This window comes from Acinetobacter sp. 789_lipA (assembly GCF_058242845.1).
Map to the genome: position 1 here is coordinate 961041 of NZ_JBZAYS010000001.1, position 15113 is coordinate 976153.

Here is a 15113-nt window from a genome sequence, read left to right on the forward strand (position 1 = left end):
GTTAAGCGACCTGTGGTTTGGCTTTTTTCTGATGCAAGCGAGACTCGGCTGCATCTAAATTTGGTACTGCTGCTGAAGGCAGTACATCGTCTTGTTCGATTTGTGTGTTGATACCCAAGTTCTGATTGGCAAGTTGGGTTTTTTCTTTCACCACTTCTGCACGCTGACCTTTGGCAGGTGCCCATTCTAGAATGGGTAAAGCACGGGCCACAGCAAGGGTGATGCGATCTCGTAATAATTCACTGTGGATGGTATACGCGGGTGTAAAGTCTTTGTCTGTGGCATAGACTCCAATAGGTAAAGTTTGCGCTTGGAAGAAGCTGAATAGTGGGCGAAGTTGATGCTCCAGTACCAACGCATGGCGTTCACTGCCACCTGAAGCTGCAAGCAGTACCGGTACATCGACCAGCGCCGTTTGCTCAACAAAGTCGAAAAAGTGTTTAAACAAGCCCGTAAAAGAGGCGCGATAAACTGGTGTTCCAACAATCAACGCATCGGCAGCTTCGACCGCGGCTAAGTCATCTTGCACACGTTGTGGCAGTTGGTTGCGGTAAATCGCGCCACCGAGTAAATGGCCAATTTCGCTGAATTTAATGAAATGTACATTGATTGGGGTTGCATCGCCCAGTTCATTTAATATTTCTTGTACTAGAGCCTCAGTTTTAGACGGGGTATTTAAACCGCCTGACACAGCGACAATATTGAGTGGTTTTTGCAGTAAAGTAGACATAAGGAAAGCCCTAAAGTGTTGTATCTCGGAATGGGCTTATTTATCTAATATCTGAACGAAGGCTGTAAAATAAAGAAATAGCGTTAAGTTATCTGATTTTAAGATATATCTGTTGAGCTTGAAAAAGGCTGCTAAAATTTTTATTAAATAGTTGTATTTTTTATATATATTTAAATTAAATAACCTTTTTCGATGTGCTGATAAATTTTATATCAAAATGTGATTAGTTATTTATATTTCAATATCGACTTGGAATTGAGGCTATTTTCCTACCTAAAGCGTGATAAAGTGAAAAAAAGTTAGACTTTGCATATCCTTATCGGCACTTGTATGGTTAGAATAGTCAAGACTAGTGCACTCGAAATCTCTCGTTGCTTATGAATATATTAATCGTTGATGACCATCCGCTGTTTCGCCATGCGTTAATCCAAGCTGTTCGTTATAGCTTACCGCAAGCTCAAATTCATGAAACAGCTGCAGTAAACGAGTTTTATGAACGCCTTGAAAAAGGTCCTGAACCTGATTTGGTGCTATTGGACTTAAACTTACCAGGTGCTTCAGGTTTTTCTGCATTGGTACACGTTCGTGCCCAGTATCCATCATTACCGATCATTGTCGTTTCAGCGCATGAAGAGACGTCAATCATTCAGCGTTCAATTGCACATGGTGCGATGGGTTATATTCCAAAGTCGGCACATCCAAGTCATATTGGCGAAGCAATTCGCGAAGTCTTAGATGGTGAAATTTGGTTGCCGCCAAATTTACCTGCTAACATGAACTTTGATCCACGTGCCGCCGATGAAACTGCACTGGCTGAGCGCATTCAATCCTTAACGCCGCAGCAGTTCCGTGTATTGATGATGGTGGCAGAAGGTTTGTTGAACAAGCAGATTGCCTATGAACTTGATGTTTCAGAAGCGACAATTAAAGCACACGTGACTGCGATTTTCCGTAAGCTCGGGGTACAAAACCGAACTCAAGCGGTCCTTGCTATCAATGCTTTAAATATTGAAGAAAAACGAATGTAAGCTGATCTATTGAATTAAAAAAAAGCGCTGAATCATCAGCGCTTTTTTTCGGTCTTAAGTTTGTCCCGTCCTGAAATAAGTTTACACCTTTAAGAGGCTTATTTTATGGAACATGAACGAGAACAAAGAGTTAAACGTACACAAGGTGATTATAGCTTTGCCTTTAAAATGATGGTTGTACATGAAGTAGAAAAAGGGCAAATTACTTATAAACAAGCTCAGGCAAAATATGGTATTCAAGGAAGATCAACTGTGCTGGTATGGTTACGCAAGCACGGACAACAGGACTGGACTTCGAATATGCCGCCTTCTTCTAAACGCCAATTAACACCCCAACAACGAATCCGCCAATTAGAAAAGCAGTTAGCCGCAGAAAAGCTTAAAACTGAATTTATTCAGGATGTGATTTATCACATTGATAAAGAATGTGGGACTGATCTTGGAAAAAAGTATACCGAGCACGTTTCAAAGATTGGCAAAGCCAAAGAGGACTAAGCGTTTCACGTTATTGTCAGTGGTTGGGAATCACCCGACAAGCTTATTATCAAGCAGAAAAACGTGCTCAAATGACTGCACAAGCAACTGAACAAATACTTGAGTTGGTTATGGAATATCGTTGTCTCATGCCAAGTATCGGAACACGTAAGTTGTATTGGCTTATTAAAGGCAAATTGTTGCAGCGTGGTTTAAAGTGTGGACGGGATCAGTTATTTAAAATATTGAAAGAGCATAATTTATTGATTCGCCCCAAGCGTCGCTATACAAAAACTACGGATAGCAAGCATTGGATGAAGAAGCATCCAAATTTATTAAAGGATTATTCAGCAGTGCAAGCCAACGAAGTCTTTGTTAGTGATATTACTTATGTTGAGAGTGCTGAAGGCGTACATTATTTATCATTGGTGACAGATGCTTATACCCGTCAGATTAAAGGTTATAAGTTATCGAATGATATGCGTGCGGAGAATGTTATGCAGGCTCTACATATGGCGATGCAGCATGTGACGGATCGAGCGACTAGGATGATTCATCATTCAGACAGAGGCTCTCAGTATTGCTCTGAGCTATATCAATCGGCATTGCACCATTATGGGATATGTCCTTCCATGACAGATGGATACCTTGCGAAACAGTGTTTCTCATATCAAAATGCATTAGCAGAGCGGATTAATGGAATATTAAAGCAGGAGTTTTTAACTACACGATGTCAAACCATGAAGGAGTTAGATCACTTAATTACGGAATCTATCATGATTTATAATTACTATAGACCACATTTAAGTTTAAATATGAACACCCCGAATCAGATGTATGAGCAAACTAAAACCGAGCTAATTGCTTAACTCGGTTTGAAGTGGAATACTGTCAATCTATTTCAGGACAAGACAGTTTAAGCCAAGCAGTTTTGTTTGCTGGTGACATCGGTACAAAATAAAGGATTTAAAGCACATTGCAAGTCATCAATTTGCTCTTCAGAGACATAGCCCTGTTGTTTCAAATAAGCAGCAACGCGGTCATCGCGCAGACTTAAAAAGGCCGCATCATACACGCCAAGATCGACAAATAAAGCCGCCGTTTCCAAGCTGTTGAAACGGTCTAAGTAGATTTCGTTGTCATACATGAGGAAAATATGGTCTTGTGTTCCTTGGGCATCAATACTTAAGCGATCCGCCAAGACTTGCGGTGGTGTTTTAATAAAGAGCAGATCCGACAAATGGTCAAACTGGGTGGTGTCGAGTTGATCCTGATCGGTTTTGACTTTACCGAGCCATGCTTTAAACACCAAAACTGCACCGCCGCGAAGGAGCATGCTCCAAATTTGATGGCGCACATCTTCACTGAGTCCGCTGGATTCGGCTTCCAATGCCAGCAAGAACGGGTCTTCTTGTTGTTGAAGTTTTTCAAAGAGACCTAAACCTTGCGGTTGGTAAGCCGCGGGGCGAAACACATCAAAGTCGAGTTGTTCAAACACTTGTAATGCGAGGGGAATAGCGGTGTGATACAACGTATCTAAGGCCTGAACATGAGTCTCGTTGAGTCTACTTTGTTTAAAGAGTTCGACCCAGTCAATACTGGGTAAAAAGGCATTGGCACTATACTGGCGCAAAAATTGTTGTGACTGATCTGAGCCATGTGGCATTGCTTTAGAAATGTTCATCATAAAACTCCAAGAGAAGGATGATCAGTTTCTTCAGCGAAGGAGGGGGTATATAGGTAGAAAAACTGATCTTTTCTTAGTCCTAGTTATCTGCCAATCCCCTGTGGAGATGAATACGACTAAAGTCGTAGTTTGTGTTTTTGTGTATATTTAGTTTAAATAAAACAAATACTTGAAAAATTGTAACTAAGTATACAAGTGTTCACTAATGTAAGTGGTGTATTTTGCCATAGTAAAAATGGATGTGTAATTTTTAGCCAATACTGTGGGGCTTCAAAGAGCTGGAAATGAGCACTTTGGTCGAAACCTTTAAAACTTTAGTCAGTTTGCGTATATACAGGGCCTAAAAAAGACAAAAACCCAAGTCAGATGACTTGAGTTTTGTGAGTAAATGTAGTGAATTTATTCAGGATTTGAAATTTTTAAACCTGATAACCATGCCCTTAGAGAGGCTGGTTTTAATGGTTTTTTCAACAGCACGATATTCATATCTTTGACCCGTTGTGGCAGTTCAGGATCTGAGTCTGCGGTGATCAAAGCGACAGGGACATTTTCTTGGCGATTGGCCAAAATAAAGTCCAAACCAATTTTGTCATGATTTAAGTGCTGATCGACCAACCAGACCTGAATGTTTTCTTGTTGAATCATCTCAAAAGCTTGCTCAGGTTCGGTTGCCTTAAACACTTGATAGCCCCATTTGGTCAGGAGAGTCGACATCCCTTCTAAAATGGTTTCGTCATTGTCCAAACACAAAATCTTATAGGCTTTGGTTTTGAGTGGAACTGCTTGTACAGGCGCTGCTACGACTTTTGGTGGGTCAATGATTGGTACTTCAATCATAAAGCATGAACCTTTGCCATACTCTGAATAGACATGCACTGGGTAGTCGAGCAGGCTGGTCATCCGTTGTACGATGGCCAAGCCCAAGCCAAGCCCTTGCTCACCCCACGGTGAGGTATGGCCACAGCGCTCAAACTCTTGGAATAGTTTAATCCGTTGTTCTTCTGCAATCCCAGGTCCTGTATCCCACACCCCAATCCGAATATGGCGTGGCTTGTCCGTGGAGCGGAGTACCCCCACCACCACTTTGCCTTTGGCGGTATAGCGTAGGGCATTACTGACAAAGTTTTGAATAATACGGCGAATCCACTGTGGGTCAGTATCAATCCAGAACTGAGCATCATGTACGCTGAAACGAATACTGCGCTGTGCTGCAATGGATTTAAACTGCAATTCGAGGTCACTGAGTAAATCATGCAGCGGATAAGCCTGACGGTTCGGTTGAATGGTACCACCTTCAAGACGTGCAATATCCAGCAGGGCAGACAACATACTTTCTGCACCGTGTAAGGCACGATCAAGCTGTTGTAGGGTTTTACGGTCTTCTTCACTTTGTACGCTTTGTTCTAAAGCCGTACTGAACAGACGCGCGGCATGCATGGGTTGCAATAAGTCATGACTGGCCGCGGCAATAAAGCGGCTTTTCGACATATTGGCTTTATCGGCTTGCTCACGTGCTAGTTGTTGTTCAGTTAATGCATCTGCTAGCTGTTGAGTTCGGTCTTGGACACGCGCCTCCAGCATGGCTTCGTTTTCACGGAAGGCGGTAATGTCGGCGAAGGTGGTGACGAAGCCACCGCCTTCAATTGGATTGCCGCGCATCTGAATGACACGACCATCTTTACGAATCCGTTCAAACTCGTGTGCGCTACCGACTTGCATCCAGTGCATCCGTTTCCGTACATGTTCTTCGACCGAACCCGGGCCACATTCGCCGCGCTCTGCGTTATACCGAATCAAATCGGAAATTGGACAACCGACATAGACAATGTCCTTCGGATAATCAAACAGTTTTAAATATTGGTTATTCCATGCCACCAAACACATATTTTCATCGACCACACTCACCCCTTGGGTCATGTGGTCAATCATGGTCATGATCAGGTTTTGATTAAAACGTTGCCACTGTGAGGCTTGGTCTAGAATGTTTGCCACTTGCCCCAAAGCGAGGCCATTGTTGACCATTGCGGTGGTGAGCAGGGTACGTGCCGATGCAGCGCCAATCGTGCCTGCTAAATATTGTTCGGTAAAACGCCACCACATGCCGTTGGCATTGCTGTTTTCATTCAGCACCACATTGTTCTGGGCACAGAACTGTTGGAAAGCGCGCATAGTTGCGCCATCGCCAGTAATCCGTTTGGCTAAGGTGATTAAATCACCAACTTTTAAGCGTGCAACATCGTGATGAATGTAGTTGATGTCTGTTGACGTGCTCTGTGTTGGCAGTGGCTTAGTTTCATAATAGAAAAAGCTTTCTGCTTGAATTTGTTCGGCCACGCTGGGGCGGAAAATTCGGGAAATCCAAATGTATAAAATAATATTCAGACCCAGTGCCCACACCACCCCATGGGTAAGTGCGGCAAAGGATTCAAAACCGAGCAGGGCTTCAGGACGTAACCAGTTAATGCCCATTGGCCCGAAATTGAGAAAGCTTTCGGTAAAGTGTGAATATTCAGCAGGCAAACTGCGCAGTACAGTGGGTAACAGTAGGGTGTAGGCCCACATACCAAAACCAGCCAATAAACCTGCATAGACGCCTTGTTTACTGCCGCCACGCCAGTACAGACCACCTATGAGGGCAGGTGAGAACTGAGCCACCGCACTAAAGGCCAACAAGCCAAAGACTGAAAGTTGGTCAATGTCATTGAAAAAATGGAAGAACAAAAAGCCCAATAACATTACGGCTAAAATACAGACCCGACGGGTAAATTTAAGCACCAAAGGTAAGCGTTTATCGTGGCGGGACAGTAAATTAGTACGCCATAAGGCAGGCATGATCAAGTCATTACTGAGCATGATCGATAGTGCCACTGAAGACACCAACAGCATACCCGTAGAGGCAGAGAAGCCGCCTAAAAAGGCCAATAGGGTTAACCAGTCTTGGCCATAACTTAAAGGTAAAGACAAAACCGCTACATCGGGAATCGCTAAGTAACCTGGCGTTGCATGCAGCGCCCAACTGGCAATCGGGATAATAGCAATGATGGTTAAAACTAAATAGACTGCGAACCAGCGCCGTGCCCCGCGAATATGCTTTTCATCACGCAATTCGACCACAGCGACGTGGAACTGACGCGGTAAGCAAATGATCGCGAGTCCAGCCAACAAGGTTTGAATCCAAAATGTATCGGGCACCCCAATGAGTTGTACTTGATGGAAAGTCTCTGCGACATCTTTGGAAATTTGATGAATATTTTCAGGTGCTGCAAATACAAAAAAGATTGCGACACACAGCAAGGCGAACAATTTGACAAAAGATTCGAAGGCAACCGCTAACATCAGACCGCCATGTTGTTCTGTATTGGCAATCTGTCTGGTTCCAAAAATCATGGCTAAAATGGCCAAAATACCCGTGAGGAATAGCACACCATTTGTGGTTGAGGCGATACTGCCTGCGGTCGGCTCTAAAATTACTGCGGCGCTGAGTGCAATGGCACGTAATTGCAGGGCTAGATAAGGAATAATGGCAATGACGGCAAGGATGGTGACCATGGAGGCCAAAGGCCCACTTTTTCCGTAGCGAGCAGCGACAAAATCGGCAATCGATGAAATAGCATGGTGCTGACGAACGCGACCTAAACGGCGCCAAATGTCATAACCCAGTGCGACGAAGAGCAGTGGGCCAAGGTAGATCGGGAGAAAAATAATCCCTTCACGAACCGCTGCACCTGTTGCGCCATAAAAGGTCCAAGACGAACAGTAGACGCCTAAAGTTAAACTAAACAATAGCATGCGCCCACGCGTGCTCAGGCGGCTGGCGTGTTTCTCACCAAAAAAGGCGCAGATAAAGAGTAAGACGATGTAGAGGGCCAATACCCCGATAATGAGCCAGCTGTTCATTTTACCTAAAGTTTTTCCTTTATCCTGCCATCATAACGTATCTCTGCCAGAGACGGCTGGCTTGTTTAAAATTTACAGACCAAAGTCTAAATTACAACCAATACAGAAGCTTGCTACTTTAGCAAATGTAATAATTCGAATTAAAAATGGTATCTACGGTTGGATACGGACAGGAGTATGGTTATGGATGAGAGACAAGTAGAACAGATTCTACAAAATCCCAAATTCAAGGAAATGGTTAGTCGTAAAAGTAAATTGAGCTGGACACTGACGGCTATTATGTTAGTCGTGTACGTTGGTTTCATGTTATTGGTCGGCTACAACAAAGAATTTTTAATGACTTCAGTCAGTGGTGGGGTGACCACGATTGGCATGCCATTGGGCCTAAGCATTATTGTACTATCTTTTGTTTTGTGTGGTGTTTATTCGTATATCTCGAATAACAAACTCGACGCATTAAATGAAGAAGCAATGCGTGAAGTCGAAGCCATTGCGCAAGAGAAAGGACAGCACTAATGAAATGGAATTCATTGAAAGCGCTTGCAGTCGCTGCTACAGCACTGTTAGCTTCGAGCCTAGCACTTGCAGGCCCAGACCTAGGTGAGGCTCAACAGCAAGCAACAAACTGGCATGCCATTATCATGTTCGGTATCTTTGTCGGGTTTACTTTGCTTATCACCAAATGGGCAGCTAAGCAAACCACCAGTACGGCTGATTTCTATACAGCGGGTGGTGGTATTTCAGGTTTCCAAAATGGTTTAGCGATTGCGGGTGATTATATGTCCGCGGCATCATTCTTGGGCATTTCTGCATTAGTATTTAGCTCAGGCTTTGACGGCTTGCTGTATTCGCTGGGTTTCATGGTGGGTTGGCCGATCGTATTGTTCTTGGTGGCTGAACGTCTACGTAACTTAGGTAAGTTCAACTTATCTGATGTGGTGTCGTTCCGTTTAGCTGAAAAGCCGGTACGTACGCTTGCAGCAGTGAGCTCGTTGGTGGTGGTTGCATTCTATCTGATCGCTCAGATGGTGGGTGCAGGTCAGTTGATCAAACTATTATTCGGTTTGAACTACAACATTGCTGTGGTGATTGTCGGTCTTCTGATGATGGCTTACGTGATCTTCGGTGGAATGTTGGCAACGACTTGGGTACAGATTATTAAAGCTGTGATGCTTTTGTCTGGTGCAACTTTTATGGCATTCATGGTCATGAAAGGCGTAGGCTTCAGCTTCTCTGAAATGTTCACACAGTCAATTCAAGTTTTCTCTAAAGTACATGACATTTCTTTAGCAGAAGCGGGCAATATCATGGGTCCAGGTAAACTTGCAGCGAACCCAATTGATGCCATTTCTTTAGGTTTGGCTTTAATGTTCGGTACAGCGGGTCTACCACACATCTTAATGCGTTTCTTTACCGTTAAAGATGCTAAAGAAGCACGTAAATCAGTGGTTGTAGCAACAGGTTTCATTGGTTACTTCTACCTTTTAACTTTCATCATTGGTTTTGGTGCGATCCTTTATGTATCGAACAACCCACAGTTCATTGATGTCGCGAAAATGGCAGTAACTGGCAAGCTAGAGCTTGTTGGTGGTAACAACATGGCAGCGGTTCACTTGTCTGATGCATTGGGCGGTGACTTGTTCATGGGCTTCATTTCAGCAGTGGCGTTCGCAACGATTCTTGCTGTTGTTGCAGGTCTGACCTTGTCAGGTGCTTCAGCAATTTCGCATGACTTGTACGCAAACGTATTCAAGAAAGGTCAAACGACTCCTGAATCTGAACTTCGTATGTCTAAAATCGCGACTTTAGGTCTTGCTATTTTTGCAATGATTTTAGGGATTCTGTTCGAGAAACAAAACGTTGCCTTCATGGTCGGTTTAGCATTCTCTGTAGCAGCATGTGCCAACTTCCCAGTGCTTGTACTGTCAATGTTCTGGAAAGGTTTAACCACACGTGGTGCGGTGATTGGTGGTGTGATTGGTCTAGTGACTGCAGTAACACTAATTATCTTATCTAAAGCCGTTTGGGTCGATACATTGGGTATTTCTGAAACGCCAGTGAACCCATTCAATGGTCCAGCAATCTTTGCAATGCCATTGGCGTTCTTCTGCTGCTGGTTGTTCTCTGTGACTGATAACTCAGCACGTGCACAAGCAGAACGTAAAGCATTTGATGCGCAGTATGTACGTTCGCAAACAGGTATTGGTATTTCAGGCGCTTCAGATCACTAATCTGAACCTGAAATAAAAAAAGCCCCATTCATTGGGGCTTTTTTTATGGTGTTGACGCTCCTAACTGTGTTGGCTTTGAATGCTGAAAGACCTAGATTGTGATATTCAGTACTCAAGCAGTACTCAAATTATTGGGCAAAATGAATCGACTGACACGAATAAAAAGCATCGGTTTCAGTGGCTATTCATGCTAAGTTTAAAAAGCGAGAACAAGAACCAATCAAACTTGGCTTTAAAAATAACAGGCTGCATATGCAAGTATTTGTCGAATTTTGGAAAGGCTTCCGTCTACTGCCTTCAGCATGGTTACTGCTGTTGCAATTTATTATGCTGATTTTGGCGCTGTTGAGCGGCCATAGCTTGTCCTTACGTGTATTGGTTTGGGGCTTAGGTGTTTTGGTCCTGTTACTCATTGCCAAGGTCATTCGTCAAACTCCCGTGTTTACCATCCTCGGCTTGAGTTTTGTTGGTGGGGCATTGTTCTTTTCCTTACTGATTTTGCTGGGTGCGCGAGATCCGATGCTGTTGGTGATTAGCCATGCCTTTGAGGCGATGGCCTATTTTATTGCGGCCTATGGCTTGCTGCGCTATATGTTTGCAGACCGTTATTTGACCAAAGATGAGCTATTTGCTGCAGGGGCAGTGTTTACGCTTATTGCATGGGGTTTTGCCTTTTTATATAGCATTTGCCAGATTTTAGAACCCAATAGCTTTTTAAATCCTAATGTGGTGGGCGCACAGTCATGGCTCGATTTACTTTTTTTAAGTTTTAGTTTGCAGTCGGCGACAGGTTTGTCCGATCTAATGCCACTGACACCGCTGGCTCGTATGATTGCGATGTTACAGATGTTTTGTGGGGTGATGTATTTGGCTTTAGTCGTCTCACGCTTGATTGCCTTGCAGTATATTCAGCATCGGCCCAATGATCATAAAGAAAATTAAACTGTTACAGGATTCGCACTGCCTTATTTTTCAACATAAATTATGATGGAACAGAATCGTTAAATTTTAAGCTATTCATTCTTCACTCTTTATTAGACTCGTCTAATTAACCATTTTGGTTATATCTTTGTACTAAAAATAATTTTCTGGGGGAATTATGCCTTCCATAAAGCCATCGCTGTTTGCAAACATCAAACGGAATGTATTTCTCAGCACTGTCGTGATTCTGGTGCTTTTTCTGGCCTTGATTCTTTTTGACCCAAGTGGTTTTGAGGCTTTAACCAAACATTTAAATCAATGGATTATTGACTCATTTAGCTGGTTTTACGTTTTATCTGTCGCGTTATTTCTGATCTTACTGATCTTTATTGCACTCTCCGATATGGGGAAAATCAAACTCGGCCCTGATCATAGTCTGCCTGAATATAGCAGTGGTTCTTGGTTCGCCATGCTGTTTACCGCAGGGATGGGGATTGGTTTGATGTTCTTCGGTGTCGCTGAACCCGTGATGCACTATGTCAACCCGCCCACGGGAGACGGGCAAACCGTAGATGCCGCACAACAAGCGATGCGGATCACCTTTTTCCACTGGGGATTACATGCATGGGCCATTTATGCACTTGTGGGATTGTCACTGGCCTATTTCTCTTTCCGACATAATTTGCCTTTAAAGGTTCGCTCTGCTTTATATCCTTTGGTGGGCAAAAAAATCTATGGTGCAACGGGAGATGCAGTTGATACCTTTGCAACCTTAGGCACCATTTTCGGGGTTGCGACCACACTTGGTTTTGGGGTGACCCAAATTAATTCGGGACTGAATTATCTTTTTGGTATCCAGCAAAGTATTGGTATTCAGGTCGGGCTAATCATTTTTGTCACTTTTTTAGCTTCGCTCTCAGTCGGGTTTGGTTTGGACAAAGGCATTAAACGGCTGTCTGAATTGAACTTGGTGCTGGCAGTGGTTCTACTGTTATTTGTGTTTTTTGCCAGTTCTTCCATTTATATCTTACAAACCAGCATTCAAAATGCAGGGCAATACGTATCCAATCTGTTCACGATGACTTTCAACCTCTATGCCTATCAACCCAATGGTTGGATTGGTGGTTGGACCATTATGTATTGGGCCTGGTGGATTTCGTGGTCGCCTTTTGTTGGAATGTTTATTGCCCGAGTGTCTAAAGGTCGAACCATTCGCGAGTTCATTGTCGGGGTGTTGTTTATTCCTACAGGTTTTACCCTGATTTGGATGGGCTTCATGGGGAATGCAGCGCTGTTCAGTATTATTCAAGATGGGCACACTTCTTTAATCTCAGCGGTACAACAAGATTCATCCGTCGCACTGTTTGAATTTTTGACCCATTTACCTTTCTCTCAAATATCGAGCCTGATTGCGACCGTTCTGGTGGTGCTATTCTTTGTGACTTCTGCCGACTCAGGCTCATTGGTGATTGATTACTTAACCGCAGAAACAGAAAATTCACCCTTATGGCAACGATTGTTTTGGACCATTTTGATTGCGTTACTGTCGATTATCTTACTGATGGCAGGCGGACTTTCGGCCTTACAATCGGCCACAATTATGAGTGCCTTACCATTTACTTTGATTATGTTACTGGTCTGTTGGGGCTTAGTGAAAGCACTGCGTTTGGATGTCACCAAAATGCGTGCACTACAAGATGCGCGAATCACGCCACGTGCGATTCAAAATCCACGCAGTTGGCAACAGCGTCTAGGTCTGATTATGCATTATCCACATACTCAGTCTGAGGTTGAAGAATTCATTGGTCAGCAAGTACAACATGCATTTTCAGCGGTGCAAAAGGAATTTCAGCGCCGTCAGCTAGACGTGACCATCCAACCGATTGAGCATGGCTTACAGTTACGCGTAGATCACCATAATGAAATTAACTTCATCTATCAGGTGGTTGCCCGTGAAACCCAGCCACCTAGTTTTTGGCAGATCGACTTGAAGAACAGCAGTTTTATCAAGCTGAAGTTTTCTTAAGAGAAGGTGGGCAGAATTATGATGTAATGGATTGGACTTTAGATGATCTCTTGCAAGATATTATTGACCAATATGAGCGTCATTTACATTTTTTAAATTTAGTCAGAGCCACAAACTAAAAAAAGGACGCTTAAAGCGTCCTTTTTTCTATTCAGTTTCTAAATTGAATTAGAAGCGGAATTTAGCGTTTACGCCAACAGTTTGTGTATCGAGATTCTCAGTATTGTCTTTAGCGTTAGCATTTACATAGCTTGCGCCTACAGCAACTGCTGGAGTGATGAAGTAGTTAACGTTTGCACCCCAAGCTGAATCTGGAGTACCAGCAAAGCTTGATTCAACATAAGAAGCACCAACACTTAACGCAGGTGTTAAGTAAAGGTCAGTTTTAAGTTGGTAAGCGGTGTCTTCACCGTAAACAAGACCAGCTTCTAAGCCGAGCGCCATGTTTGTACCGTCGATGTTACCTACGTATTTAGTACGTGCAGTAACCGCGTCTTGATCTTCACCGATCGTAGCAGCTTCACCAACAGCTTTAACAACACCATTGCCCATTACGTTGAACGCATCAAGAGCAAATTGGTCAGCAACGCTAGTATAACCTACAGCAACCAAGAAGTTTGGAGCAGCTAAAGCACCCACTTCAAGTGCATAACGGTCGCCATTGCCATCAGGCGTTTCGCTGTTTTTACCATCGAAATGTGTGTGGCTATAAGACGCACTTGCATATGCTGGAACGAATTTAGTAGGAATATACGCTTCTGCTTTAGCGCCGTAGTTGTGTGCGATGAAATCAGTACCGTCAGTGCCTAATTCAGCATAGTTATATGCCAAAGAAACATTTGAAGCTTGGTTTAAAAAAGCAGCTTCAGCTAAAGGACCTTTAGATGAATCAACATCTTTAAAGTAGAAAGTACCTTGTAAACCGCCAGTAAAATCTTTGTCATTTGCATCAGATGCATCGATGTATTCAGATTGACCTTGTACTTCGAATTGGTATGCTTGAGCACCGGTCATGGCTAATAATAAAGCAGTGGCTAAACCGAGTTTTTTCATGATATTTACCAGATTGTTAACATTGGATTAAACTAATGCTATTCTATTGTAACAATTTATTAAGTCAATGAGCTCTAATGGTATTATATTATTGAGTAATTACTCTAGATGTGTTAGAGGTTAAAAAGTGCTCAATTGAGTGTATCCATGTCAACCAAAAAAAACTTACAGCAGAACAATAGGGTATACCTATTTAGAAAACAGAGAATGCAGGAAAATGAATTGTACTGAACTTGATTTTTCATTGGTAAATTAGATTGAATATATAGATATAAACGGTAAAAAAGTTAAATAAGGTACCTCAAATATAGGCGTTTTTGTGTCCTAAATCTAAAAAACGCCTAAAATTAGCGCAAAAAGCTCGTTTTTTGCTTGCATAATGTACATATCCTCTGAGTATTTGTGATAATTTTCACGATAATTATAGCGTTGTGTTAATCCATAGTGCTTTAGTTGGCTTTACAAGTGAACGGATTTATTTCATAATGATTTTAGCGAATCATTTAACAATATTGTTGTTTTGTGAGAAGCTAATTCTCCTCAAACAGTTTTTGTTTATCTGCCCAACTTTCCCCAAGGTTGGGCTTTTTTTTATTTAAATTTTCGAGATCTTCTTTTTTCTAATAAAAATCTATTGGAATTTAATGCACAATAATGGTGCAAATGTGAGGCTGTATTTTTCATTAAAAACTTTTATTCGAGCAAAAAAAAACCAACTTCTAAGAGAAGTTGGTTTTTTCCGCCAAAATTTGTGGGAAAATTAGAATATTTGCTGAGGATATACTCTAATTCGCCCCAATACTGTGCATTATGCACTTAAATGTTGCATGTGTAAATATAGGCAGTTTAAAAAATGGGAATTAAAAATATTGAATGAAATTCACACTAAACATGAATATTATTAAGGATGGATTGACTCAGCTTTCATAGGTGAGTGAAAGTTTAGCTGTGATCATTTGGGGATGATGAAATCTTAAAACGATGCAAAACAAAGAATTAATCACTTAAATACACGATATACTGTTCGTATAATAAACAGTTAATTTAGTTTTCTTTTATTTGGGAA

9 protein-coding genes and 1 pseudogene are annotated in these 15113 nt (G+C 42.4%); 6 read left to right on the plus strand and 4 right to left on the minus strand.

Annotation, left to right across the window (positions count from 1 at the left end; translation table 11 throughout):
* Position 1 precedes the first annotated feature (1 nt).
* A complete protein-coding gene (gene msuE / locus AC4CUZ_RS04525) occupies positions 2–730 on the minus strand; it encodes an FMN reductase (protein WP_004691693.1) in 729 nt (242 codons plus the stop codon).
* 377 nt (positions 731–1107) lie between these two features.
* Here msuE and AC4CUZ_RS04530 point away from each other — a divergent pair, with 377 nt between their 5' ends.
* Together AC4CUZ_RS04530 and AC4CUZ_RS04535 are read left to right on the plus strand one after the other, a co-directional pair.
* Positions 1108–1758, plus strand: a complete 651-nt coding sequence (locus tag AC4CUZ_RS04530; RefSeq protein WP_004691689.1) for a response regulator — start codon at positions 1108–1110, stop codon at positions 1756–1758.
* A 105-nt stretch (positions 1759–1863) separates the two neighbouring features.
* Positions 1864–3101, plus strand: a protein-coding gene (locus AC4CUZ_RS04535; RefSeq protein ID WP_100222789.1) for an IS3 family transposase whose coding sequence is annotated in 2 segments (ribosomal slippage) — positions 1864–2200 and positions 2200–3101 — 1239 coding nt in all. Because the reading frame shifts where the segments join, the coding sequence is not laid out codon by codon here.
* A 47-nt stretch (positions 3102–3148) separates the two neighbouring features.
* Here AC4CUZ_RS04535 and AC4CUZ_RS04540 read toward each other — a convergent pair.
* Positions 3149–3916, minus strand: a complete 768-nt coding sequence (locus AC4CUZ_RS04540) for a hypothetical protein (protein ID WP_125280687.1) — start codon at positions 3914–3916, stop codon at positions 3149–3151.
* 402 nt (positions 3917–4318) lie between these two features.
* Positions 4319–7816: a hybrid sensor histidine kinase/response regulator gene (locus AC4CUZ_RS04545; protein WP_490747323.1), complete on the minus strand. Its 3498-nt coding sequence runs from the start codon at positions 7814–7816 to the stop codon at positions 4319–4321.
* Between the two features lie 183 nt (positions 7817–7999).
* On the opposite strand from AC4CUZ_RS04545, the gene AC4CUZ_RS04550 reads away from it, so the two are divergent.
* From AC4CUZ_RS04550 to AC4CUZ_RS04565, 4 genes and pseudogenes are all read left to right on the plus strand, one after another.
* The gene (locus AC4CUZ_RS04550) at positions 8000–8332 is read left to right on the plus strand and encodes a DUF485 domain-containing protein (RefSeq protein WP_332476327.1); all 333 of its coding nucleotides are present in this window, start codon (positions 8000–8002) and stop codon (positions 8330–8332) included.
* Positions 8332–10047 carry a cation acetate symporter gene (locus tag AC4CUZ_RS04555; RefSeq protein WP_490747324.1) on the plus strand — a complete coding sequence of 572 codons (1716 nt, stop codon included), beginning with the start codon at positions 8332–8334 and terminating at the stop codon, positions 10045–10047. The genes AC4CUZ_RS04550 and AC4CUZ_RS04555 overlap by 1 nt, the downstream gene beginning before the upstream one ends.
* 252 nt (positions 10048–10299) lie before the next feature.
* Entirely contained in the window at positions 10300–10989 is a 690-nt protein-coding gene (locus AC4CUZ_RS04560) for an ion channel (protein ID WP_176538412.1), read from the plus strand.
* Between the two features lie 157 nt (positions 10990–11146).
* Positions 11147–13113 (plus strand): annotated as a pseudogene (locus AC4CUZ_RS04565) (glycine betaine transporter).
* Positions 13114–13162: 49 nt separating this feature from the next.
* Here AC4CUZ_RS04565 and omp33-36 read toward each other — a convergent pair.
* Positions 13163–14047 (minus strand): porin Omp33-36, encoded by an 885-nt coding sequence (gene omp33-36 / locus AC4CUZ_RS04570; RefSeq protein WP_490747325.1) that lies wholly within the window; start codon positions 14045–14047, stop codon positions 13163–13165.
* Between the last annotated feature and the right edge of the window lie 1066 nt (positions 14048–15113).

What these genes read in the sequence shown, in the direction of transcription:
- msuE (WP_004691693.1), bottom strand. Translation starts at nt 730, where the DNA reads ATGTCTACTTTACTGCAAAAACCACTCAATATTGTCGCTGTGTCAGGC.
- AC4CUZ_RS04545 (WP_490747323.1), bottom strand. Translation starts at nt 7,816, where the DNA reads ATGAACAGCTGGCTCATTATCGGGGTATTGGCCCTCTACATCGTCTTA.
- AC4CUZ_RS04540 (WP_125280687.1), bottom strand. Translation starts at nt 3,916, where the DNA reads ATGAACATTTCTAAAGCAATGCCACATGGCTCAGATCAGTCACAACAA.
- AC4CUZ_RS04555 (WP_490747324.1), top strand. Translation starts at nt 8,332, where the DNA reads ATGAAATGGAATTCATTGAAAGCGCTTGCAGTCGCTGCTACAGCACTG.
- omp33-36 (WP_490747325.1), bottom strand. Translation starts at nt 14,047, where the DNA reads ATGAAAAAACTCGGTTTAGCCACTGCTTTATTATTAGCCATGACCGGT.
- AC4CUZ_RS04560 (WP_176538412.1), top strand. Translation starts at nt 10,300, where the DNA reads ATGCAAGTATTTGTCGAATTTTGGAAAGGCTTCCGTCTACTGCCTTCA.
- AC4CUZ_RS04550 (WP_332476327.1), top strand. Translation starts at nt 8,000, where the DNA reads ATGGATGAGAGACAAGTAGAACAGATTCTACAAAATCCCAAATTCAAG.
- AC4CUZ_RS04530 (WP_004691689.1), top strand. Translation starts at nt 1,108, where the DNA reads ATGAATATATTAATCGTTGATGACCATCCGCTGTTTCGCCATGCGTTA.